The organism is Actinomadura macra NBRC 14102, assembly GCF_001552215.1.
Classification (GTDB): domain Bacteria; phylum Actinomycetota; class Actinomycetes; order Streptosporangiales; family Streptosporangiaceae; genus Spirillospora; species Spirillospora macra.
In genome coordinates this window covers 433,412-455,363 of record NZ_BCQT01000006.1, presented here as the reverse complement: position 1 = coordinate 455,363, position 21,952 = coordinate 433,412, and the positions used below count along the sequence as shown (strand labels likewise).

At 71.5% G+C, this 21,952-nt stretch carries 21 protein-coding genes; 7 read left to right on the top strand and 14 right to left on the bottom strand.

The genetic code is table 11. The features are described from left to right. The first annotated feature begins 688 nt into the window (after positions 1 to 688). Positions 689 to 1,585, top strand: coding sequence for an aggregation-promoting factor C-terminal-like domain-containing protein (locus AMA02S_RS11275; RefSeq protein WP_369688387.1), 897 nt, complete (start codon positions 689 to 691; stop codon positions 1,583 to 1,585). Between the two features lie 89 nt (positions 1,586 to 1,674). On the opposite strand, the gene AMA02S_RS11270 is transcribed toward AMA02S_RS11275, so the two are convergent. The 4 genes from AMA02S_RS11270 to AMA02S_RS11255 form a co-directional block, all read right to left on the bottom strand. Then, entirely contained in the window at positions 1,675 to 3,075 is a 1,401-nt protein-coding gene (locus AMA02S_RS11270; RefSeq protein ID WP_067455791.1) for a class II fumarate hydratase, read from the bottom strand. Positions 3,076 to 3,184: 109 nt separating this feature from the next. Then, positions 3,185 to 4,459 carry a serine/threonine-protein kinase gene (locus tag AMA02S_RS11265; protein WP_084264988.1) on the bottom strand — a complete coding sequence of 425 codons (1,275 nt, stop codon included), beginning with the start codon at positions 4,457 to 4,459 and terminating at the stop codon, positions 3,185 to 3,187. Positions 4,460 to 4,550: 91 nt separating this feature from the next. Next, a complete protein-coding gene (locus tag AMA02S_RS11260) occupies positions 4,551 to 6,194 on the bottom strand; it encodes a fumarate hydratase (RefSeq protein WP_067455787.1) in 1,644 nt (547 codons plus the stop codon). 1 nt (position 6,195) lies between these two features. After that, positions 6,196 to 7,110, bottom strand: coding sequence for a DMT family transporter (locus AMA02S_RS11255; RefSeq protein WP_067455784.1), 915 nt, complete (start codon positions 7,108 to 7,110; stop codon positions 6,196 to 6,198). 115 nt (positions 7,111 to 7,225) lie between these two features. On the opposite strand from AMA02S_RS11255, the gene pdxR reads away from it, so the two are divergent. Then, complete coding sequence (gene pdxR / locus AMA02S_RS11250) at positions 7,226 to 8,656, top strand: MocR-like pyridoxine biosynthesis transcription factor PdxR (RefSeq protein WP_067455782.1); 1,431 nt, start codon at positions 7,226 to 7,228, stop codon at positions 8,654 to 8,656. Positions 8,657 to 8,685: 29 nt separating this feature from the next. Further along, positions 8,686 to 8,916: a hypothetical protein gene (locus AMA02S_RS11245; protein ID WP_067455781.1), complete on the top strand. Its 231-nt coding sequence runs from the start codon at positions 8,686 to 8,688 to the stop codon at positions 8,914 to 8,916. Here AMA02S_RS11245 and AMA02S_RS11240 read toward each other — a convergent pair. The 3 genes from AMA02S_RS11240 to AMA02S_RS11230 all read right to left on the bottom strand — a co-directional run bounded on the left by AMA02S_RS11240 (position 8,871) and on the right by AMA02S_RS11230 (position 12,100). Continuing rightward, entirely contained in the window at positions 8,871 to 10,088 is a 1,218-nt protein-coding gene (locus AMA02S_RS11240; protein WP_067455780.1) for an MFS transporter, read from the bottom strand. The two genes, AMA02S_RS11245 and AMA02S_RS11240, sit on opposite strands and share 46 nt — an antisense overlap. 261 nt (positions 10,089 to 10,349) lie before the next feature. Beyond that, positions 10,350 to 11,147, bottom strand: a complete 798-nt coding sequence (locus AMA02S_RS11235) for an ABC transporter permease (RefSeq protein ID WP_067455779.1) — start codon at positions 11,145 to 11,147, stop codon at positions 10,350 to 10,352. Continuing rightward, positions 11,144 to 12,100 (bottom strand): ABC transporter ATP-binding protein, encoded by a 957-nt coding sequence (locus AMA02S_RS11230; protein WP_084264987.1) that lies wholly within the window; start codon positions 12,098 to 12,100, stop codon positions 11,144 to 11,146. The genes AMA02S_RS11235 and AMA02S_RS11230 overlap by 4 nt, the downstream gene beginning before the upstream one ends. Positions 12,101 to 12,179: 79 nt before the next feature. On the opposite strand from AMA02S_RS11230, the gene AMA02S_RS11225 reads away from it, so the two are divergent. After that, positions 12,180 to 12,797, top strand: coding sequence for a DUF1707 SHOCT-like domain-containing protein (locus AMA02S_RS11225; RefSeq protein WP_084264986.1), 618 nt, complete (start codon positions 12,180 to 12,182; stop codon positions 12,795 to 12,797). Positions 12,798 to 12,804: 7 nt separating this feature from the next. Here the strand turns inward: AMA02S_RS11225 and AMA02S_RS11220 are convergent, their stop codons facing one another. Then, positions 12,805 to 13,512 (bottom strand): DUF4245 domain-containing protein, encoded by a 708-nt coding sequence (locus tag AMA02S_RS11220; RefSeq protein WP_245667452.1) that lies wholly within the window; start codon positions 13,510 to 13,512, stop codon positions 12,805 to 12,807. 20 nt (positions 13,513 to 13,532) lie between these two features. Beyond that, a complete protein-coding gene (locus AMA02S_RS11215; RefSeq protein WP_084264985.1) occupies positions 13,533 to 14,198 on the bottom strand; it encodes a TetR/AcrR family transcriptional regulator in 666 nt (221 codons plus the stop codon). A gap of 185 nt (positions 14,199 to 14,383) precedes the next feature. Here AMA02S_RS11215 and glpX point away from each other — a divergent pair, with 185 nt between their 5' ends. Beyond that, positions 14,384 to 15,418, top strand: a complete 1,035-nt coding sequence (gene glpX / locus AMA02S_RS11210) for a class II fructose-bisphosphatase (protein WP_067455775.1) — start codon at positions 14,384 to 14,386, stop codon at positions 15,416 to 15,418. 132 nt (positions 15,419 to 15,550) lie between these two features. Here the strand turns inward: glpX and AMA02S_RS11205 are convergent, their stop codons facing one another. Continuing rightward, positions 15,551 to 15,778, bottom strand: coding sequence for an exodeoxyribonuclease VII small subunit (locus AMA02S_RS11205; protein ID WP_067457026.1), 228 nt, complete (start codon positions 15,776 to 15,778; stop codon positions 15,551 to 15,553). A 56-nt stretch (positions 15,779 to 15,834) separates the two neighbouring features. After that, positions 15,835 to 17,049, bottom strand: coding sequence for an exodeoxyribonuclease VII large subunit (gene xseA, locus AMA02S_RS11200; RefSeq protein WP_067455772.1), 1,215 nt, complete (start codon positions 17,047 to 17,049; stop codon positions 15,835 to 15,837). A 107-nt stretch (positions 17,050 to 17,156) separates the two neighbouring features. Here xseA and AMA02S_RS11195 point away from each other — a divergent pair, with 107 nt between their 5' ends. After that, positions 17,157 to 17,582 carry a MarR family winged helix-turn-helix transcriptional regulator gene (locus AMA02S_RS11195; RefSeq protein ID WP_369688386.1) on the top strand — a complete coding sequence of 142 codons (426 nt, stop codon included), beginning with the start codon at positions 17,157 to 17,159 and terminating at the stop codon, positions 17,580 to 17,582. Between the two features lie 74 nt (positions 17,583 to 17,656). Here AMA02S_RS11195 and AMA02S_RS11190 read toward each other — a convergent pair whose 3' ends face one another. Further along, positions 17,657 to 18,526: a DUF8129 domain-containing protein gene (locus AMA02S_RS11190; protein ID WP_067455769.1), complete on the bottom strand. Its 870-nt coding sequence runs from the start codon at positions 18,524 to 18,526 to the stop codon at positions 17,657 to 17,659. Between the two features lie 249 nt (positions 18,527 to 18,775). Between AMA02S_RS11190 and AMA02S_RS11185 the strand changes: the two genes are divergently transcribed. Next, entirely contained in the window at positions 18,776 to 19,738 is a 963-nt protein-coding gene (locus tag AMA02S_RS11185; protein ID WP_067455765.1) for a 4-hydroxy-3-methylbut-2-enyl diphosphate reductase, read from the top strand. 23 nt (positions 19,739 to 19,761) lie between these two features. Here the strand turns inward: AMA02S_RS11185 and AMA02S_RS11180 are convergent, their stop codons facing one another. Both AMA02S_RS11180 and AMA02S_RS11175 read right to left on the bottom strand, forming a co-directional pair. Then, positions 19,762 to 20,385: a DUF6542 domain-containing protein gene (locus AMA02S_RS11180; RefSeq protein ID WP_084264984.1), complete on the bottom strand. Its 624-nt coding sequence runs from the start codon at positions 20,383 to 20,385 to the stop codon at positions 19,762 to 19,764. Continuing rightward, positions 20,382 to 21,776, bottom strand: a complete 1,395-nt coding sequence (locus AMA02S_RS11175; protein WP_084264983.1) for a DNA recombination protein RmuC — start codon at positions 21,774 to 21,776, stop codon at positions 20,382 to 20,384. Before AMA02S_RS11175 ends, AMA02S_RS11180 begins: the two co-directional genes overlap by 4 nt. Between the last annotated feature and the right edge of the window lie 176 nt (positions 21,777 to 21,952).

Genomic DNA, 21,952 nt, shown 5'->3' with positions numbered 1-21,952 from the left:
CGCGGCGGGGGCGCGGCGGCGACGCGGGAGGCGCGCCGCACGTGCTTGACGGAGGTCTCGGCGGCCACGTTGGAGGAGGGGCCGCCGGGGCTTCTCAGGCGGCTCACCTGCCCGTGTTGCGTACTCGTGTCACGCACCCCGTGTTACCCGCGCGTCGTTCCTGCGGGTATGTATGCAGAGGGTGATGATTTCGCTCCATTGTGTTGATATGTGATGAACATCACACAGGCCGGGACGAGGGCGGAGAACCCCAGGTCTCCTCGCCGTTTCGGCGCTGTTCAGGCCAGGTTGACAACGGGGTGGGCGGCGGCACTTGTCTCGTTCTGGTTGCGGGGTATCCCCCGGATTCCGGCATTGTGTCCCCTCGTAAGCACCCCCCAGATCGGTACCCGACCAGCGTGCGCCCCTGACACTCGTGCGCGGGAACTGTGCCGGGCGGGGTCTGTGACCGCCCGCTCCGCGGCCGGCCAGGCCGGGGGTGGAAACAGTTCGTGCGCGCGTCCATGCGCGTGCGACCGTCGGAAGGACCGCCTTGTCCGGAGACCGTCCCGGGTCCCCTAGGCGAGACGATCGACAGAGCTTTGCCCCCCAGGAGCCGTGGGCCACCTCGGCCCCGGCCCCCGCCCAGGACCCCGCCACGCAGAGCCCCGGCGTCCCCCAGAACTTCGGTGCCCCCCAGGGGCCAGGCATGCCCCTGGCCTCGCCTTACACGCCTCCCTCGGCGAACGAGGACGACGTCAAGGTCGCCGGCACCCAGTCCGGGCAGCCCGCTCCGGCGGGTGACACGCTCGGCTTCCAGGCCCTCGGCTCCGCCCCGGCGCCCGTGCACACGGGCGCGCCGGCCGGTGCTCCTGACGAGATCGGGTCGGGTTCGCACGGAAGCGGACCGTCCGGCCGGTCCAAGGGCAACGCAGGCGCCGGGCGGCGCAACGGCATCCGGATCGCCGCGGTCGTCGCGGGTGCCGCCGTCGTGGTCGGCGGTGGCGCGGTCGCCGCGCTCGCGCTGACGGGCGGCGACGGCGGCAGCGACAAGGCCACCGTCGCCTCCAAGCCGCTGGCCGACGCCGCGGTCCCGGAGGTCGACCCGAAGGTCATGGAGGAGCAGCGCCGCAAGCAGGCGCTCGACCGGGCCTCCCGCGCCGCCCGCGAGGGCGCCGGCAAGGGCCCGTCCCTCCAGCCCAAGGGCAAGCCGCTTCCCACCAAGAAGCCCGAGGACGACAAGGGCGACGGTGGTGGCGGCAGTGGCGGCGGCGGTCCGAAGGGCGACCCCGTCCCGGCGGGCCAGGCGCAGGCGATCGCCAAGCGCCTCATGTCGGGCTACGGCTCGTCTTTCCGGAGCAGCGGCCAGTTCGGTTGCCTGGTGAACCTGTGGAACAAGGAGAGCCACTGGAACACCCACGCCGCCAACCCGTCCGGCGCGTACGGGATCCCGCAGGCGCTTCCCGGCTCCAAGATGTCCAGTGCCGGGCCGGATTGGCAGAACAACGCCACCACCCAGATCAAGTGGGGACTCGGCTACATCAAGAACCGCTACGGAAGCCCCTGCGGCGCCTGGAACCACTCCGAGTCGGTGGGCTGGTACTGACCCTGGGTCCGGCGCCTCCGGAGGTGTGACAAGACGCCTCAGGGGGCGCCGGACGAACGGCATCGTGGCGGAGCGCCGGTGTCCGGACGTCAGCCGCGTGCCGCGTTGGTCATGCCGAGGACGTCCAGGGCCTCGTCGAGCTGCTCGACGGTCAGCCGCCCCGCGTCCACGTGGCCCCGTTCCAGGACGACCTCGCGGATCGTCCGGCGTTCCCGCAGCGCCTGCTTGGCGACCTTCGCCGCCTCCTCATACCCGATGTAGCGGTTGAGCGGCGTCACGATCGCCGGCGAGGACTCGGCGTACTCCCGCATCCTGTCCACGTCCGCCTCGATGCCGTCCACGCAACGGTCGGCGAGCAGCCGCGACACGCTCGCCAGCAGCGCGATCGACTCCAGGACGTTGCGGGCCAGCATCGGCAGCATCACGTTCAGCTCGAAGCTGCCGGACGCGCCGCCGAACGCGATCGCCGCGTCGTTCCCGATGACCTGCGCCGCCACCTGCGCGACCGCTTCGGGGATCACCGGGTTCACCTTCCCCGGCATGCTCGACGAGCCGGGCTGCAGGTCGGGCAGCCGGATCTCGGCGAGCCCGGCGCGCGGCCCCGAGCCCATCCAGCGCAGATCGTTGGCGATCTTGGTGAGGCTGACCGCGATCGTGCGGAGCGCGCCGCTGGCCTCCACCAGGCCGTCCCGCGCGCCCTGCGCCTCGAAGTGGTCACGCGCCTCGGTCAGCGGCAGGCCGGTGACGCGGGCGATCTCGGCGATGACGCGCCCGCCGAAGCCCTCCGGCGTGTTGATCCCGGTGCCGACCGCGGTACCGCCGAGCGGCAGCTCCGCCAGCCGCGGCAGGACGGCCTCCAGCCGCTCCACGCCGTACCGGACCTGCGCGGCGTACCCGCCGAACTCCTGGCCCAGCGTCACGGGTGTGGCGTCCATCAGGTGGGTACGGCCGGACTTCACCACCGTCGCGAACCCGTCGGCCTTGCGCGCCAGCGCCGCCTCCAGGTGCCTCAGCGCGGGGACGAGGTCGTTCAGGACCGCCCCGGTGGCCGCGACGTGGATCGAGGACGGGAACACGTCGTTGGACGACTGAGAGGCGTTCACATGGTCGTTCGGATGCACCGGACGGCCGAGCCGCTCCTGCGCCAGCGTCGCGACGACCTCGTTGGCGTTCATGTTGGACGACGTCCCGGACCCCGTCTGGAAGACGTCGATGGGGAACTGGTCGTCCCATTTTCCTTCGGCCACCTCCAGGGCGGCCGCCCTGATCGCGGCGGCGAGATCGTCGTCCAGGATGCCCAGCTCGGCGTTGACCGTCGCCGCGGCGGCCTTGATCTGGCCCAGTGCGGCGATGTGCGCGGGCTCCAGCGTCCGGCCGGAGATCGGGAAGTTCTCCACCGCGCGCTGGGTCTGCGCCCGCCACCTGGCCGCCGCGGGCACCCGGACCTCGCCCATGGAGTCGTGCTCCACCCGGAACTCCTGCTCGGTCATGGACAAGCCACCTCCGACTACGAATCTAACGCCGTCATCGGTGGCAGCTCCGTGGGTGCCCTGCGCATTCCCCGCGAATCCATTCCCGGGAAGGCCCGTTCCAGGATGGTCAGCCTCCGCCGGTCCTGTTCAGGGTGTAGTTCTTGCGCTCGCCCGAGCGGCCGAGGGGCTGCTGCCGCCCGTTCACCCAGATGTCGCAGGCGGACGCGTCGTAGACGACCGCGTTGAGCAGCGTCTGATCGTACTTGCGGACCTCGCCGATGGTGAGGGTGGCGTCGGTGAGCACTGTGATGACGTCTCCCGGCATCGCCACGAAGATCCGGCAACCGGAGGTGCGGGCGCGCACCGCCAGTGTGCTGGTCGTGACGCCGGGCGGCGGGTTGCCGCGCACGGGCGGGTCGGCGGGGCTCGCCGAGGACGAGGAGGCGGAGGAACCGGGCTTCTCCCGCATCATCCCGACGATGAGCGCGGTGGCGCCGATACCGCAGGACGCCACGGTGGCGCCGATCAGCCCGATCACGACCATCATCCGGTAGCGGGGCGTCGGCGAGCGGCGGCCGGACCGTGGCCCGGCCAGCACGCGTTCGAGCCGGTCGGCGGCGCGGGCGTGGCTCAGCCGCCGGGTGGGGTTCTTCTCCAGCAGCCCGGTGATGATCGGCGCGAGGGCGCCCGCGTTCTGCGGGGCGGGCGTGGACTCGGTCGCGAGCGCGCTGAGCGTCGCCATCACGTTCTCGCGCTCGAACGGCGGACGGCCCTCCAGCGCCGCGTACAGGGTCGCGCCGAGCGACCACAGGTCCGACCGGGGGGTCGCCTTCTCCCCGGCGGCGACCTCCGGCGCCACGTACGCGGGCGACCCCATGAAGTGGCCCGTCTTGGTGAGGCTGGCCGAGCCCGAGGAGAACGCCAGGCCGAAGTCGGTCAGGACGACCCGGTCGCCGTCCAGCAGGACGTTGCTCGGCTTGAGGTCACGGTGCACGATCCCGGCCTTGTGCGCGGTGCCGAGGGCGTCCAGCAGGGCCCGGCCGATGTGCGCGACGCGGTCGGGCGGCAGCGGCCCGGACCGCACGATGAGCTGTTCGAGATTGGGCGCCTCGATCATCTCCATAACGATCCAAGGCCGGCCCTGCTCGATGACCACGTCGTACACCTCGACGATGGAGTGCGTGCGCAACTGGGCGGGAGCGCGCGCCTCACGCAGGGTACGACGGTAGAAGACGACCCGGTCGTCCTCGGACAGCTCGTGGGGGAGCCGTAGTTCCTTGATCGCGACGGGCCGGTCAAGGAGTTCGTCGTGCCCTCTCCATACGGTGCCGTTCGCACCCTGACCAAGCTCCGAGACCAGCCGGTAGCGCGTCGCGAGCACGAAGCGCTCAGACTGAGACATGGCGGAAAAGATACCGGAGTGGCCAGCCGGTCAGCGGTGAGACCTCGCTACCGAGTTGGATTTTAGGCCAATAAGTGTGATCTACCGGGTGTTATCCCCTTCTGCCAATCGTCAGAACGGGACCGGTGGTGTCGGCGAAGAAGTCCTCGCCCTTGTCGTCGACCACGATGAACGCCGGGAAGTCCTCGACCTCGATTCGCCAGACCGCCTCCATGCCGAGCTCCGCGTACTCCAGGACCTCGACCTTCTTGATGCAGTCCTGCGCGAGCCGCGCGGCGGGTCCGCCGATCGAGCCGAGGTAGAAGCCGCCGTGCGCGGCGCAGGCGTCGGTGACCTGCTGCGAGCGGTTGCCCTTGGCCAGCATGACCAGCGAACCGCCCGCGGCCTGGAACTGCTCGACATAGGAGTCCATCCGCCCCGCGGTGGTCGGGCCGAACGATCCGGACGCGTATCCTTCCGGCGTCTTGGCGGGCCCCGCGTAGTACACGGCGTGATCGCGCAGATACCGGGGCATCGGCTCGCCCGCGTCCAGCCGCTCCTTGATCTTGGCGTGGGCGATGTCACGGGCGACGACGAGCGGGCCGGTCAGCGACAGCCGCGTCTTCACCGGGTACTTGGTGAGCTCCGCGCGGATCTCGTCCATCGGACGATTCAGGTTGATATGGACGACCGAATTGTCCAGATCCTCGCCGGTCGTCTCGGGCAGGTACTGCGCGGGGTCGGTCTCCAGCCGCTCCAGGAACACCCCCTCCGCCGTGATCTTGGCGAGGGCCTGCCGGTCGGCGCTGCACGACACCGCGACGGCCACCGGGCAGGACGCGCCGTGCCGCGGCAGCCGGATCACCCGCACGTCATGGCAGAAGTACTTGCCGCCGAACTGCGCACCGATCCCGAGCCGCTGCGTCAGCTCGAACACCTGGAGCTCAAGCTCCAGGTCGCGGAAACCGTGCCCGAGCGGGGAACCCTCGCTCGGCAGCGCGTCCAGATAGTGCGCCGAGGCGTACTTGGCGGTCTTCAGCGCGAACTCGGCGGACGTGCCGCCCACCACGATCGCCAGGTGGTATGGCGGGCACGCCGCGGTTCCCAGCGAACGGATCTTCTCCTCCAGGAACGTCATCATCCGCGTCGGATTCAGGACGGCCTTGGTCTCCTGGTAGAGGAACGACTTGTTCGCGCTGCCGCCGCCCTTGGCCATGAACAGGAACTTGTACGCCTCGCCGGGCGTCGCGTACAGCTCGATCTGCGCGGGCAGGTTGCTGCCGGTGTTCTTCTCGTCCCACATCGTCACCGGCGCCATCTGCGAGTAGCGCAGATTCAGCTTGGTGTACGCGTCGTACACGCCGCGAGAGATGTGCTGCTCGTCGCGCCCGTCGGTCAGGACGTGCTGGCCCCGCTTGCCCATCACGATCGCGGTGCCGGTGTCCTGGCACATGGGCAGGACGCCGCCGGAGGAGATGCCCGCGTTCTTCAACAGGTCCAGTGCGACGAACCGGTCGTTCGGGGAGGCGTCCGGATCGTCCAGGATCCGGCGGAGCTGCGCCAGGTGCGCGGGCCGCAGCAGGTGGGAGATGTCACGGATCGCGGTCTCGGTGAGCAGCCGCAGCGCCTCCGGCTCGACCTGGAGGAACGTCCGTCCGCCGGCCTCGAACGTCGACACGCCCTCGGAGGTGAGGAGCCGGTAGTCGGTCTCGTCCGGGCCGAGCGGCAGCAGGTCGGTAAAGGAGAATTCAGGCATCTCAGGCAGGTCCTCGCGCGATTCCGATGGGGGCCGCCTCACAGGGTACGACCCGGGCGCGCAGCCCCACGACGACCCCCACCGCCACGAGCACCGCCCCCGCCACGTCGGCCGGCCCCGGCCGGTCGAGGCCGAGCGCGACCGTCGTGATCACCGCGCTGACCGGGATGACGCCCGCGAACAGGCCCGCCCGGTCGGGTCCGAGCCGTCCGAGCGAGTCGTACCAGAGCAGGAAGGCGACCGTCGTGACGACCACCGAGAGGTAGGCAAGGCCCGCCGCCTCGCCGCCCGTCGGCCTGCGCAGGACGGCGGTCCCGTCGGTGACCAGCCCGACCGCCAGCAGCATGGGGGCGGCCAGCCCCGCCGAGTACGCCGACACCCGTAGCGGCCCGAGCCGGGGCAGGAGCGGGACGGCCAGCAGCGAGAAGCACACCTCGCCGCCGAGCGCGCCGAGCGACAACAGCAGCCCTCGCACGCTTCCGCCGCCCAGCCCGTTCGCCAGCGCCGCGCCGGAGGCCACCACGCACGCCGCCAGCACCACCGCCGGAGCCGGGCGCCGCCGCTCCAGCAGCGGCCCGACCAGCGCCAGGACGATCGGGACCGTCGCGATCACCGTGCCGATCGTGGCCGGGCTCGTGTCCCGGGTGGCCGCCACGATGCACACGTTGAAGGCCACCAGCCCCGTCGCCGCCAGGGCGGCCAGCAACGCCCACTCGCGCGCCGTGGGCCACCGTCCGGGACCGGCCGCCAGGCGTGTGGCCAGCAGGAGGATCAGCGTGGCCACCGCGTAACGGACGGCCTGGCCGCCGAACACCGGGTAGCCGGAGATCGTCGCCGACACGGCGGTCAGCGAACCGACGAGGAACATGGCGGTCCCGGCGCCGGCCATGCCGCGCGCGCTGGAGTTCGAGTCCATGAGATGGCACGTTAAAGGCTGTTTGGACCCTGAAACAGGGCCAATCACCTCGTACTGATGTGGACCAAAACGACGGACCGTGACACCTGCCCTCCTCCCGGACGCTAAACGTGATGTGACCGACCTTCATCTCCCCCTCGACCGGGCCGCGGGCCGGCTTTCCGCCCAGATCGCCGCGGGATTCCGCGCGGCCGTGCGATCCGGCCGGTTGACCGCCGGGACACGGCTGCCGTCCAGCCGCGACCTGGCACGTGACATGGACGTCTCCCGTGGCGTCGTCGTCGCCGCCTACGAGCAGCTCACCGCCGAGGGGTTCCTGGTGGCCCGCCGCGGCGACGGGACGCGCATCGCACCGCTCGCCCGTCCCGACGACCCCGGGCCGTTGCCCGCACCGGAGTCGGGGGCCTCTCCGAACTCGTTCCCCTGCGCCGGGGCGGACGACGCGCACTCCTACGACCTGTCACCCGGCAACCCCGACCTGTCGGGATTCCCCCGCGACCGCTGGCTGGCCGCCGCCCGATCCGCGCTGCGCACGCTGCCGCACGACGCGTTCACCTACCCCGACCCCGCGGGCGTTCCCGCGCTGCGCGCCGAGCTCGCCGGCTACCTGTGCCGCGTCCGCGCGGCGCACGCCGACCCCGGCCGTGTCGTGATCATGAGCGGGGTGGCGCACGGCCTGTCGGCCCTCGTCGGCCTGCTCAAGGCGGACGGGTACACGACGCTCGCGGTCGAGGACCCGACCAGCGTCCGGCAACTGCCGATGCTGGCGGCCGGGGGCGTGCGGATGGCCCGCGTCCCGGTCGACCGCGAGGGACTGATCGTCGAGGAACTGGCGCGCACGGGCGCCCGCGCGGTGCTGGTCACCCCCGCGCACCAGTACCCGACCGGCGTGGTCCTGTCGCCCGCCCGCCGCGCCCAGCTCATCGCCTGGGCCCGCGCCGTCGACGGTGTCGTGATCGAGGACGACTACGACGCCGAGTTCCGCTACGACCGGGAGCCCGTCGGCTGCCTCCAGGGCGTCGACCCCGACCGGGTGGTCCTGCTCGGCTCGGTCAGCAAGTCCCTCGCGCCCGCACTGCGGCTCGGCTGGGCGGTCGCCCCGCCGGCGCTGGCGGAGCGTCTGCGCGTCCACCGCGGGCACACCGACCTCGGAGCGCCCGTCCTGGAACAGCACGCGCTGGCCGAGTTCCTTCGCGGCGGCGCCTACGACCGGCATCTGCGCACGATGCGCCGCAGGTACCGGGCGCGGCGGGACGCGCTGGCGGACGCGATCCGCGCCCACGTCCCCGGCGCCGTGGTTCAAGGCGTCTCAGCGGGCATCCACCTGTACGTGGAGCTTCCCCGTGGATGCGACGAGGACCGGGTGGTGGAGGCCGCCGCCCGCGCCGGCGTGTCGGTGGCCGGCGCCCGACCCATGCGCTCCCCGGCCCGCGCGGACGCCGCCGCCCCCGCCCTCGTCCTCGGTTACGCCAGGCTGGGTGAGGCCCGGCTGGTCAAGGCGGCAGAACTGCTAGGGCAAGCGATTGTCCACGGTGCTCGTGGGTAAGACCACGTTCCCCGGTGTAGGAGGTATGGATGAGTCTGGAAGAGGCCGCGCGGCAGCTCAAGATGGCTGGCCACGACGCACAGGTGGCCTTCGACTGCGTGGGTCTCGGTGATCTTGAACGCGCGCAGGAGCACGCCGTCACACTCCGCGCCGCCGCCGACGCCGCCGAGGTCGCACTGAGCCGCGCGTTGGAGGACCTGACGCCGGAACAGGCTCAGCTGGAGGGCGAGCGGGCCATCATCGCCCTGGAGGACGCTTGAGGGCTCGGCGCAAAACCCCTGGCCGTCGCGAAGACAACGAGGATCAGCACGGTCGGCGCGATGAAGGCTAGGCGCAGGCCGTGGTCGGCACTGACAGGCGCGATGGCGCCGACCACGGCCGCGCCGAGCACGAAGCCGACGTAGTTGAAGATGTTCACGCGGGCGACCGCGATGCCGAGCCCCGTCGGGTCCACCCGTCCGGCGGCGGAGAAGGACACCGGGGCGATCACGCTGAGGCCGAGCCCGGCGACCGCGAAGGCCATGATCGCGACGGCCGCGTTCGGGGCCGCCACCACCCCGGCCATCCCGACGACGCCGACGAGCGCCCCGAGCCGCACCACCTGGACCGGCCCCGACCGGCGGACGGCCAGATCGGCGACCGCCCGGCTGGCCACCATGGCGACCTGGTAGGCGACGTAGCCGAGCGGTGCCACCCAGTCGCTGCCGGACAACTCGTCGTCCACGTACTTGGCGCCGTAACTGGAGATCGCCGAATCCGCCAGATAGGCGACGGCCATCGCCGTGCCCACGATCAGGATCGGCCGCCACGGGACGCTGCGCCCGGCGGCCCGGAGCTCCTCGGCGGTCGGCCCGTCATCCTCCTCCGCACGCCCGTAAAGACGGTGCCCGGTAGCGAGCGAGACGACGGTGCTCACTGTGGCGGCGATGGCGAAGCCGGTGAACAGTGACAGGTCCAGCTTGTTGGTGAGCGACGCCCAGAGCCCGCCGAGGATCCCGGCAACGCTCCACACCGCGTAGAACCCGGTGATCAGACTGACCCCGTACCGGCGCTCCACGGTGACGGCCTGCGCGTTCATCGAAGCGTCCACCGCGCCGACGAACAGCCCGAACAGCGCGACCGCCCCGTACAGAGCGAGATCGTTGTCCCCGGTGAGCCCGATCAGCGCGATCGTCACCGCCACCGCAGGCTGGGACACCCGCAGCACCGCCCCGCTGCCGACCCGTTGGAACAGCGCCCCCGACACGACGCTGCCCGCGCCGGCGACCAGTGGCACCATCAGCAACACCAGCGACAGCGTGGCATCGCTCAGATGGTGCTCCTTCTGCATCTGCGGAACCTGCGTCACCAGCGACGCGAAGCACAACCCCTGCACAGCGAACGCCACATAGATGGCGAACCGGGCCTGCCGCCCCCCAAGCCCCTCGCCCATGGGCCAGCCTCCACAAATATGAAGAAGATTCGCGTCACCCTACCCCGAACCCCTACAGGCAGGATCGAACCCCAGCCACCGGCCTGAACCGCACCCCAGCAGGTTGAGCCTCGGCCACCAGTTACGGGACAGGCACGCGGAGCGAGCGCCAGCGAGCGCAGCGGGCATGCACGGCGCGCCGCGCCCCCGGAGCGAGTGCTGGCGAGTGAGGAGGTGGCGAGCCGCGCAGCCGGGGGGATTGGGGGTCGCCCCCCAAGAAAACTAATCGATGAGCCGCTTGCGCATTCCGCGGACGGCTATGAGCCACATGAGGGCGGCGAAGAGGATCAGGGCGCCCAGGTGGCCGAGGTCGGTCAGCGGGCGGATTCCGAACACGGCATGCCGGACCAGTTCCACGCAGTGGAAGAGCGGGTTCGCCTGCGCCGCGAATCGGGCCCAGTCGGGCAAGGTGCCGACGGGGAAGAACGTCCCGGCGATCAGGAACAGCGGTGTCACCACACCGGTGATCACATAGTCGAACGAGTTGATGGACGGGACGACCGAGGATGTCCACAGTCCGAACAGCCCGAACCCGAGTGCGGTGAAGAACGTGATGACCGGGACCAGGAGCATGCCGAAGGACGGGTCGAGCCCGAAGAACAGCGCGACGACCAGCGGTGTGCACGAGTAGACCGACGACTTGGCCGCGATCCACAGGGCCTCGGCCGTCACCAGTTCGTGGACGTCCACCGGGGCGGCCAGCATCGCGTCGTAGGTGTGCTGGAAGACCCGCCTGATGTAGCCGTTGAACATTCCTGGGAACACCGACGTGAACAGCGCGGCCGTGCCGACGACGCCCGTCGCGACGAAGTCGAGGTAGCGGTAGTCGCCGATCGCCGCGACCATCGAGCCGAACCCGTAGCCGAAGGCGAGAAGGAAGAACGTCGGCTCGACCATCGACGCGAACGACTGCGACTTCCAGTAGCGCTTGTAGAGGGCCAGCTCATGCCGCCAGATGCCCCGGACGGGCGCCAGCTCGAACCGTCGCAGCCGCGGCGCGCGTTCGGACCGGACGGTCATTCCACACGCTCCCCGGTCAGCACGACGAACACGTCCTCCAGGTTGGACGGGCGGCGGACCCCGTCCGGGCCCAGTTGCTCGTCCAGGGACGGCGGGATCGTCTCGGCCTTCAGCACCGACACCGACGGTCCGGTGCGGCGGGTGGGCAGTCCGGCTCCGCGTGCCAGCCGCTCGACGTCGGAGAGCCGGTCCGGCGGGCCGTAGTGCTCGACCACCCGTTCCCCGGCGTGCTCGGCGACCAGGTGGGCGGGCGAGCCCCGGGCGATCACCTTGCCGTGCGACATCAGCGCGCATTCGTCGGCGAGGCGCTCGGCCTCCTCGATGTAGTGCGTGGACATCAGGACGGTCGTCCCCCCGGCGCGCAACCCGTCGATCAGGCCCCACAGCTCGGCGCGGACCTGGGGATCGAGGCCCACGGTCGGCTCGTCCAGCAGGACGAGGGCCGGACGGTGCACCAGGCCGCGTGCGATCAGGAGCCTGCGCCGCATCCCGCCGGACAGGTCGTCGACCTTGGTGAGGCGGCGTTCGGTGAGGTGGGCGAGCGTGAGGGCGTCATCGACCGCCTGGCGCCGTGACCGGCGTGGCACACGGTACAGATGCGCGAAGACCTCCAGGTTCTCTTGGGCGGTCAGCTCCTCATCGAGGTTGTCCTGTTGTGGGACGACCCCCATCGCCGCCCGCGCGCGCTTGGACTCGCGGGGGATGGAGAAACCCAGTACTCGGATGGTGCCCTCGTCCGCCAGGGCCTGTGCGGTCAGCATCTTCATCGTGGTGGACTTGCCCGCCCCGTTCGGCCCGAGCAGCCCCATGCAGCTTCCGGCGGGCACTTCCAGGTCGAGGCCGTCCACCGCGGTGAAGTCGCCGAAGCGTTTGACGACACCGCGCAGGCTGATCGCCGGCGCGTCATCGCCGCCGCCCTCGGCCTCCGCGAGGCGGTCCCATTGCACCGTCATGGCGTCACCCTAGGTAGAGGCGCCGCCGGATCCCCAGTGGTTTTCTGGGGACGGGCAGTCCGGCCGCTAATCTCTAGGTGTGGACATCCCCCGACGCCCGGCCGCCGAACAGCCGACGCGCGTCCGCGACCTGCGCGCCTCCGACGCCGACCGGGAACGCGTCGCGGCCGTGCTCGCCGAGGCCCTCGCCGACGGGCGGCTGACCGTCGAGGAGCATGCCGACCGCGCCTCCCACGCCTACGAGGCCCGCACGCTGGGAGAGCTCACGGGCCTCACCGGCGACCTCGGCCCCGAGGAGGCCCAGCCGATCCTGGTGGACGATCGCCCGGTCTCGGTCTTCTTCGGCCGGACGCGGCGCGAGGGCCGCTGGGTCGTGCCCGTGAAGCTGCCGCTGCTCGCCCTGTTCGGGACGGTCGAGCTCGATCTGCGTGAGGCCGTCCTCCAGCGCCGGCACATCGTCCTGGACTCGCTGGTGTTCGGTGGCCGGATCCGGCTGCTGGTCCCCGAGGGCGTCCGCGTGGACGTGACGGGCCGCACCGTCTTCAGCACACGCGAGGTGCGCACCCGCCCGGCGCCCGAGGGGCCGACGATCGAGGTCGGCGGGACGCTGATCTTCGGTTCGGTGCGCGCCCGGGCCCCCAGGCGCTCGTTCCGTGACCGCGTCCGCGGCCGTCTCGGTCGCGGACGGCAGGGCTAGACGGGCCTCAGGACCTCGGCGAGGTGGACGGGCTCGGGCTCGCGCTCTGCTTGGTCAGGGGCCTCAGGGAGGCCGCCAGGATCGCCAGCTCCTCGTAAGAGGCGGTGCCGGTCACCACGAGGCTCACACCGTCCGGCAGGGTCCGCGCCAGGGAGTTCGCCTTCTTGTCCTTGCGGTGGTACTTGGTCCAGGTGACCCCGTTGACCTGCTGTGTTCCGAGCGGGTTGCGGTTGTTCGTCATACGCGGGACGTAGTCCGAGGCCTTCTCGTTGCTCTGCTCCAGCGCCGCGTACTCGTCGCTCGGCGTCAGGAACCCCAGATGCCAGGCGACGGGCTTGTCCCCGGCCTCGTCCAGGCCGTGCAGCCGGGAGCTGGTCGGACGCCAGCTCGGCGGGAGCCCCTCGGGCGCGTAGGAGGTGAAGGGCGCGTCGTTGCGCATCGCCCACAGCTGCGAGCCGTAGTCGACGGTCGGCAGGACCTCCTTGTTGCTGCGCGGAGTGATCACGAAGATCGCCAGCACGAGCAGCAGGCAGGCGCCCATCGCCATCGTGAAGCCGCCGAGACCCGTGGTCAGCCGCTTGTGGACGGCCGGGCTCACCGGAATCGCCGCGGGCGCGCCGCCGCGCCCTGATTCGGCCTCCGGCCCCTGCTCGGCCCGGGGTCGTGCGGCGGTCTCCTCGGCGTCCTCGGCGGGGACGGGGGTCTTGTCGGTCACCCCTCCAGGATCCCGCACGGTCAGCTCTGCTCCGTACCGGGGTTCCTGATCGTGCCCAGGATCGCCATGATCTCGCCGGCGAGCTTTCGCGCCGCGCCCTCGTCGTCCATCAGCGAGACCTCCGACACCGCGCCCGCCATCGCACCGGTCAGCACCATGACCAGCGCCTCGTCCACCCCGCCGTCCTCGGTGTGGAACAGCGCGGCGTTGCGGCGGGCCCACTTGTTGAGGCGCTGGCGCATCACGCGGTCGAAACCGGGCGGGCCGTCGCCGGAGATGAACAGCCGGGCGACGTCGCGCTCGGCGAGGCAGCCGTCGAGGTAGGCGCCCGCCCCGGCGATGAACTGCCGCATCGGGTCGCTCTCACCCGCCTCCCGGACGGCGTTGATCGCCTCGCGGGTGCGTTCCTGCTGGCCGGCCTGGAACTCCTCGAACAGCGTCAGGTAGAGGTCGGCCTTGCCGTTGAAGTGGTGGTAAAGACTCCCGACGCTGGCCCCGGCCTTGGCGACGATGTCGGTCACCGCCGCCTGCGCGAAGCCGGACTCGCAGAAGACGTCCCTGGCCGCGGCCAGCAGGGCGCTGCGCGTCGCGGCCCCGCGGTCGGAGGTCCGCGCGGGGGTGTCGGCGGTCCGCGCGGCACCGCCCTGTGTCACCCCGCCGGACGAGACGTCGATGTCGCTGCTCATGATGCTTGAGATTACGCCCTCTTCCCCGGGGGAAACGATCCCTTGCCCATGTGACCGCCGAATTCCCGTCTCACAGCGGTGCCTCGGCGTTCCCCGCGCGTCGGCTCTGGTCTGGTCCAATTTGTGGGCCGCCGTCCGGTCCGCAGAGAATCCGAGTCACCACCGACCTAAGGGGCCGCCCCGCCATGACCGACGACACCACCGTCTCCTCGCCGCTGGAGACCGAGCCCGCCGCGCCGGACCGCAACCTCGCGATGGAACTGGTCCGGGTGACCGAGGCCGCCGCGATGGCCGCCGCCCGCTGGGTCGGCCGCGGGGACAAGAACGGCGCCGACGGGGCCGCCGTGAACGCCATGCGCCAGCTGATCAACACCGTGTCCATGCGGGGCGTCGTCGTGATCGGCGAGGGCGAGAAGGACAACGCCCCCATGCTGTACAACGGCGAGGAGGTCGGGGACGGCGGCGGCGCCGAGTGCGACGTCGCGGTCGACCCCGTGGACGGGACCCGGCTGACCGCGCTCGGCATGAACAACGCCGTCGCGGTGCTGTCGGTGGCGCCGCGCGGGTCGATGTTCGACCCGTCGGCGGTCTTCTACATGGAGAAGCTGGTCACCGGACCGGAGGCGGCCGACTCCGTCGACATCGAGCGCCCGATCGCCGACAACATCCGCGCCATCGCGCGCGCCAAGGGCTCGTCCCCGAACGATGTCACCGTCTGCATCCTGGACCGGCCGCGGCACGAGGGCATCGTCAAGGAGGTTCGCGAGGCCGGCGCCCGGATCAAGTTCATCCTGGACGGCGACGTCGCCGGCGCGATCATGGCGTGCCGCCCCGGCACGGGCGTCGACCTGCTTCTTGGCATCGGCGGCACGCCCGAGGGCATCATCGCGGCCTGCGCGATCAAGGCGCTGGGCGGGGTGATCCAGGGTCGCCTCTGGCCACAGGACGACGCGGAGCGGCGCAAGGCGACCGACGCGGGCCACGACCTCGGCCGCGTGCTCACCACCGACGACCTCGTGACCTCCGATGACGTCTTCTTCGCCGCGACGGGGATCACCGACGGCGAGCTGGTGGACGGCGTCCGCTACAGCAAGGGGACCGCGGTCACGCACTCCCTGGTCATGCGCGCCCGCAGCGGGACGATCCGTACCATCTCCAGCGAGCACCAGCTCCACAAGCTTCGTGCCTACAGCGCCATCAACTTCGATACGGCTGTGTAGACGGCCTTTCGGCCCGGTCTGCTCGCCTGGGGCTCGCCAACCGTCCGGATGGCTGCGGGCGCTGCATCGCCTCGCTCGGCCGTGCTCGCGGCAGCGAGCCGCCGTGGAGCGGATCGGGTCGCCGGTGCAGGGTCAGAAGGGGGCGGGGGCGGTCGGGTCGCCGTTGTCGGGCGGGGTCATGGCGGCGGCCAGGCGGGCGCGGGCGCCCTCCAGCCACTCCTCGCAGATCGCGGAGAGCTTCTCGCCCCGTTCCCACAGGGCGAGGGATTCCTCCAGCGTCAGCCCGCCGGCCTCCAGCCGCTTGACGACGTCGGTCAGCTCGTCCCGTGCCTGCTCGTACGACAGCTTCTCTTCGGCCACCCGCACCACCCTCTCATCCTGGGGGGACGACCCCCCTGGGCTCCCCGGAAAAACCTTCAGGACGTCTCACGGTCGGACACGCTCACCCCGAGACGGCCGCCGGCAAGCCTGACCTGGAGCCGCTCGCCGTCCTTGACCTCGGCGGGCTCCCGCACGACCGACTCGTCCTCGCGCTGGACGATCGCGTACCCGCGCTGCAACGTCGCGGCGGGGGAGAGGGCCAGGAGGCGGGCGCGGGTGTGGGAAAGCTCGTCGCCCGCGCGATCGAGCGCTCCGGCCAGGCAGCGGCGCGTCCGGTCCCGGAGGGCGAGCACCTGCTCGGACTGGCGTTCCACCTCGCGGATGGGATCGGCCAGCGCGGGCCGTGACCGGACCGCCTTCAGCCAGGCCAGCTCCCGCTCCACGCCGCCCGTCAGGCAGCGGCGGCCCCGGTCACGGAGCTGCCGGACGAGCTGGAGCTGCTCGCGCACGTCCGGGACGGTCTTCTTCGCCGCATCCGTCGGGGTGGAGGCCCGCACGTCCGCGACGAGGTCCAGGATCGGGCTGTCCTGTTCGTGGCCGATCGCGCTGACCACCGGGGTGCGGGCCGCGGAGACCGCGCGCACGAGCGCCTCGTCCGAGAAGGGCAGCAGGTCCTCCATCGCGCCGCCGCCGCGCGCGATGATGATCACTTCGATCTCGGGGTCGGCGTCGAGCCTGCGCAGCGCCTCCATCACCTCGCCGACCGCGTAGGAGCCCTGGACGGCGGTGTTCTCCACCTGGAAGGCGACCGCGGGCCAGCGGCGCCGCGCGTTCTGCAGCACGTCGTGCTCGGCGTCGGAGTCGCGCCCGCAGATCAGCCCGATCCTGCCCGGCAGGAAGGGCAGCGGCCGCTTGCGCTCGGGCCGGAACAGGCCCTCGGACGCCAGCACCTGCTTGAGCCGCTCCAGCCGGGCCAGCAGTTCGCCGACGCCGACCGGACGGATCTCCAGCACGCTCAGCGAGAACGTCCCCCGGTTGATCCAGAAGTCGGGTTTGGCGTGTACGACCACGCGGGCGCCGTCGGTCACCGCCGGGCCCGCGGCCTCGACCACCGCTCGGGGCCCGACAACCCGCACCGACATGTTCGCGACCGGGTCGCGCAGCGTCAGGTAGACCGTTCCGCCGCGCGCGTTGAGATCGGTGATCTGGCCCTCGACCCAGATCCGTCCCAGCTTGCCGATCCAGCCGCCCACCGCCTGCAGGACGGTCCGCACCGGGACGGGGGACTCGGCCGTGGTCTCCATAGCCATGCCGGGAAGCCTACGGTGTGGCGCGGGATGTGACCGGAGACACCCGGGACCATGCCAGCACTTAGACGCACTAACTTAGACTGGCTAAATAATGAGGAGAAGCGACCGTGACCGTTTCCGAGCGCGATCTGGCCGAACAGCTCAACCGGCGTCTGCGCCACGTCGTGCTGATGCTGCGCCAGGCCAGCGCCGACCAGCCGATCACCTCGCAGCAGCTGTTGGTGCTCAGTTCGCTGGAGCAGGGCCCGCGCCGGATGACCGAGCTGGCTCTTGAGCACGGGGTCCGGCTGCCGACCATGACTGCCCAGATCAACCGGCTGGAGCGCGACGGTCTCATCGAGCGCGGCCGGGAGAGGGCGGACGCCCGCGTCGTCACCGTCCGGCTCACCGAGACGGGACGCGAGCAGTTGGCCGCCGGACGCAAGCGGCGGATCGACTTCCTGGCCGAACGGTTCGCCGAGCTGACGGACGAGGAGCGCGCGGCGGTCGCCGCGGCGCTGCCCGCCCTCGACAAGCTCTTCGGCTCGCCCTGACCCCGGCGGCGGCCCCCGGAATTCCGGGGGCCGTTTCCCCCTCTGGCCGTGCGAACGTTCCGCCGTGCCCGCGCTCAGTTGAGGCCGTTCAGCTTGGCGATGCGGTTCTCGTACATCTTGATCACGTCGGGGCGGGAGGCGTGCTTGCGCTCGTACTCGCGCAGCAGCTTCACCTGGTCGGCGGACAGTCCCCGCAGGCGCGCGCGCAGCTGCGGCAGGGTGGCCGCGTCATAGTTCGGCACCGGAAGGTCCTTCGCGGCCTGCCCGGCCTCCGCCGGAGCAGCGGGCTTCACCTCGGGCTTCGGTTCGAACGCGGCCTTGTCCGCCGTCTTGTCCGCGGCCTTGTCTGCCTCTTTGCCCGTGACCTTCGGCCGCGGCTCCGCCTTGGGCTCCGGCGCGGGTTCGGGGGCCGGTTCGGGGGCGGGCTTCGCCTGGGCCGCGCGCTCCGGTGCGGGCTCGTCCCCCTCGGGCTGCGGAGCGGGCTTGGCCACGGGCTTGGCGTTCTGCGGCGCGGGGCGGGCGTGCTTGGGCGAGTGCCCGGACTCGGCGGGCCGGGCGGCGGGCTTGCCGATCGAGATCTCGCCGTCGTCCTTGTGGCCGCCGTCGTCCTTGTGCCCGCCGGCATGCTTCGGCGCCGTCCGGGTGACGGTCGGCCTCGGCCGCGGGGCCGGCTCGGGCTCCTCGCCGCCGCGGACCCGCTCCACCACGCGGCCGGCGAGCCTCTCGGCCGTGTTCTGGACGTCGGTGCGCAGCCGGCCGATCACCGGCCGTACGCCGCCGCCCTCGGTGATCTCCTTGTAGTCGCGGGTCACCCGGTCGCTGAGCAGCAGGGCACGGCCCACGCCGAACATGGCGAGCCGGACGGCGTGCAGCGGGAGGTCGCGGACCTGCTCGCCCACCGTGTCCTGGACCTGCTGTTTGAGGCGGCGTGGCGATCTCGTCATCGTCTTTCCTCTTCCTGCCGTCCTGACGCGGGAGTGGGTCGCACGGCATCGTCTCGTCGAACTTCACTCTGCCCCATGGGCGCGATTTCGGTCACCCCGGGTTATCGGATTCCGTCCAGGAACCGCGTGGAGTGGGTCACACAGCGGGCTTCACCAGAGCTTTCAGCCCCGCGGCACCGAGGCCCGCCGGGCTGGACGCCTTCCTCCCGTGCTGCACGGGGCGGAGGGGACGGCTCGTACGATAGACCCATGACCCACAGCCAGCGCCGTGTCCTGCTCGCCAAGCCGCGTGGTTACTGCGCGGGCGTCGACCGCGCCGTGCAGACGGTCGAGATCGCCCTGGAGAAGTACGGTGCGCCGATCTACGTCCGCAAGCAGATCGTGCACAACGTCCACGTCGTCAAGACGCTGGAGGAGCGCGGGGCGATCTTCGTGGACGAGACCGAGCAGGTCCCCGAGGGGTCGATCGTGGTCTTCTCGGCCCACGGCGTCGCCCCCGTCGTCCACGACGAGGCCCGCAGCCTTGACCTGCGCACGATCGATGCGACCTGCCCGCTGGTGACCAAGGTCCACAAGGAGGCCGTCCGGTTCGCCGCGCAGGACTACGACATCCTGCTGATCGGTCACGAGGGCCACGAGGAGGTCATCGGCACCACCGGCGAGGCCCCCGACCATATCCACCTGGTGGACGGCCCGGGGGACGTCGCCAACGTGACCGTCCGCGACCCTGAGAAGGTGGCCTGGCTGTCCCAGACCACCCTGTCGGTGGACGAGACGATCGCCACCGTCGAGAAGCTCCGCGAACGGTTCCCCAAGCTCATGGACCCGCCGTCCGACGACATCTGCTACGCCACGCAGAACCGGCAGACGGCCGTCAAGGAGATGGCGGCCCGCTCGCAGCTCGTCATCGTGGTCGGCTCGACCAACTCCTCGAACTCGGTGCGGCTCGTCGAGGTCGCCATGGAGCACGGCGCCGACGCCGCCTACCTGGTCGACTACGCCGAGCACATCGACCCGGCCTGGCTGGAGGGCGTCACCACGGTCGGCGTCACCAGCGGCGCCTCCGTCCCGGACGAGCTGGTCCAGGGCGTGCTGGGGTGGCTGTCCGAGCGCGGTTTCGGGGAGGCGGAGGAGATCGAGTCCGTGCAGGAGAGCATGCGTTTCGCGCTCCCGCACGAGCTGCGCAGGGACCTGCGTATCACCCCGGTCTGATCGCCGGTCGCGGGTCCGGTCGGTCAGTCGACGTCCCCGTGGGGGAGGCGGCGGGCGCGCGCCGAGGACGGCGAGTCGTCCCACTGGACCGGGTCCGCGTTCTCCTCCTTCTCGAAGAGACGGACTCCGACGAGCTTGCCGCGCAGCTCCCGCACGTTCGCCGGAAGCCCTCGGAAGAGACCGATCACCAGCACCAGCAGCGTGCCGAAGAACAGCCAGGGCGCGGTCGAGGCCAGCGCCGTCAGGACCCCGACGGTCAGGCCGCGCAGCAGCGACCCGTCCCCGAGCGTGTCGAGGAGCACCGCGGTGAACGTCGCCGCGAAGAACACCAGCGGCGGGCTGACGGCCAGCGTCAGCAGGTCGGCGGGACGGGTCGCGAACGCGGCGAGCGCGCAGCCGACCGCGAAGCCGCCGCCCGCGAGCAGACCGACGCCGAACCAGCGTGACAGCAGCGCGCAGACGAGCCCGGTGGCGAACATCACCACGATCCCGCCGCGGCCGGTGAGGGTGACGGGCGTCATCGGGCCGCGGGTCGCCGACGCGGCGTCCGAGCGCGCCCGCGAGGACGTACCGCGCTGACGTCGCACTTGACCCCCTGGGGCCGGAGACGCGCCGCCCGGCGCGTCGTCCACCGTCGAGTTGCTCATTGCCACCTCTCTCGCTGATCGAGCTGATCAGGGATGGCCCGTCCGCCGAAACCTACCGGTTCGCCGTCATGATCATCGTCGTGCTCGTCGAGGGGCTCCTCGTCGAACGGAGCGCCGGGGGCCGGCACCTCCGGGTCCCGGTGGTCGAGTCGGTGGTCGTGGGGCTGCTGGTCATAAGGCGGCTTCTCATGCGCGGTCAACTCGGCGGCCGAGAGCGCGCGCGGGCTCTCCTCGACGGGCTGGGGGCCGTCCAGAGAGTTCTCCACGACGCCCAGCTCGTTCAGGCGGCGGGCGCTGACGAGCACACGCGTCTCCAGAGAACCGACCGTCCGGTTGTAGGACTTGATGGCGCCGGTCAGCGCGCGTCCCAGTTCGTCGACGTGCTGACCCATCGTCCCGAGCCGTTCGTACAGTTCTCTGCCCAGCTCGAAGACCGCTCGGGCGTTGCGCGAAAGGGCCGCCTGCTGCCAGGCGTACGACGCCGTCCGCAACATCGTGATCAGGGTGGTCGGGGTGGCGATGTGGACCCGCCGGCGCATCGCGTACTCCAGCAGCGCAGGATCGCGGTCCAGCGCGGGGGCCAGGAACGCCTCACCCGGGATGAACAGGATGACGAACTCCGGCGCCGGGCTGAACGCCTGCCAGTACGACTTGGCCGCGAGACGGTCGACGTGGTCGCGCAGGTGGCGGGCGTGCGCGTCCAGCCGCACGGGGTCGCCGCTCTCGGCCGCCTGGAGGTAGGCGGCCAGCGACACCTTGGAGTCGACCACGACGCTCTTGCCGCCCACCAGCCGGACGACCATGTCGGGACGTACCGTCCCGTCCGCGGTGACCGCGCTGGCCTGCTCGTCGAAGTCGCAGTGGTGCGCCATCCCGGCGATCTCCACGACGCGGCGCAGTTGCAGCTCGCCCCACCGCCCCCGCGCCTCCGGCCGTTGCAGCGCCCGGACCAGCGTCTGGGTCTCGCGGCGCAGCTGGTCGGAGCTCTGCCGGACGAAGTCGACCTGCTTGGCCAGCATCGCGTGCGACTCGCGGCGGCCCGTCTCGACCTCGCGGAGCTGCTCCTCCACCTTGGCGAGGGTCTCGCGCAGGGGCGCGACGAGATGCTCGACGGCCTGCTGCCGCCGCTGGAGCTCGCCCGCGGCCTCGACGCCGGCGGCCTTGAGCCGCGTGTCCGCCAGCTCCAGGAAGCGCTGGTTGCTGGCGTCCAGTGCCTTGGCCGACAGGGTCTCGAAGTGCTCGGCCATCCGTCCCTCGGCGTAGGCGAGCTTCTCCTCGGCCGCCCGGGCCCGGGCGATCAGCGCGCCCTGCCGGCCCGTCGCCAGCGCGTACCCGGCGACGGCGCCGAAGACGGCGCCGACGAGGAGTCCGGCGAACAGCGCGAGATCCATCCGTTCATCGTGACAGCGGACGCGCGAACCGTGACCGCGACGCGCCGGAAACGACCACCGGACCGGACAATTGGCCCCAGTGCTCCCAGGCGTACGTCCGCTTCGCCCTGGCATGCGGGAAAGGTTCACCCGGTCGCCGTCGGGAGTAGGCACGCCGGGCCCATAAACTTGGCGGC

Coding starts and splice junctions, on each gene's coding strand:
- AMA02S_RS11275 (WP_369688387.1), top strand. CDS start 689: ATGCCCCTGGCCTCGCCTTACACGCCTCCCTCGGCGAACGAGGACGAC.
- AMA02S_RS11260 (WP_067455787.1), bottom strand. CDS start 6,194: ATGCCTGAATTCTCCTTTACCGACCTGCTGCCGCTCGGCCCGGACGAG.
- AMA02S_RS11215 (WP_084264985.1), bottom strand. CDS start 14,198: ATGAGCAGCGACATCGACGTCTCGTCCGGCGGGGTGACACAGGGCGGT.
- AMA02S_RS11230 (WP_084264987.1), bottom strand. CDS start 12,100: ATGACGGTGCAATGGGACCGCCTCGCGGAGGCCGAGGGCGGCGGCGAT.
- AMA02S_RS11255 (WP_067455784.1), bottom strand. CDS start 7,110: ATGGACTCGAACTCCAGCGCGCGCGGCATGGCCGGCGCCGGGACCGCC.
- AMA02S_RS11270 (WP_067455791.1), bottom strand. CDS start 3,075: ATGACCGAGCAGGAGTTCCGGGTGGAGCACGACTCCATGGGCGAGGTC.
- AMA02S_RS11245 (WP_067455781.1), top strand. CDS start 8,686: ATGAGTCTGGAAGAGGCCGCGCGGCAGCTCAAGATGGCTGGCCACGAC.
- AMA02S_RS11190 (WP_067455769.1), bottom strand. CDS start 18,526: ATGACGAGATCGCCACGCCGCCTCAAACAGCAGGTCCAGGACACGGTG.
- AMA02S_RS11175 (WP_084264983.1), bottom strand. CDS start 21,776: ATGGATCTCGCGCTGTTCGCCGGACTCCTCGTCGGCGCCGTCTTCGGC.
- AMA02S_RS11185 (WP_067455765.1), top strand. CDS start 18,776: ATGACCCACAGCCAGCGCCGTGTCCTGCTCGCCAAGCCGCGTGGTTAC.
- AMA02S_RS11240 (WP_067455780.1), bottom strand. CDS start 10,088: ATGGGCGAGGGGCTTGGGGGGCGGCAGGCCCGGTTCGCCATCTATGTG.
- glpX (WP_067455775.1), top strand. CDS start 14,384: ATGACCGACGACACCACCGTCTCCTCGCCGCTGGAGACCGAGCCCGCC.
- xseA (WP_067455772.1), bottom strand. CDS start 17,049: ATGGCTATGGAGACCACGGCCGAGTCCCCCGTCCCGGTGCGGACCGTC.
- AMA02S_RS11180 (WP_084264984.1), bottom strand. CDS start 20,385: ATGAGCAACTCGACGGTGGACGACGCGCCGGGCGGCGCGTCTCCGGCC.
- AMA02S_RS11235 (WP_067455779.1), bottom strand. CDS start 11,147: ATGACCGTCCGGTCCGAACGCGCGCCGCGGCTGCGACGGTTCGAGCTG.
- AMA02S_RS11265 (WP_084264988.1), bottom strand. CDS start 4,459: ATGTCTCAGTCTGAGCGCTTCGTGCTCGCGACGCGCTACCGGCTGGTC.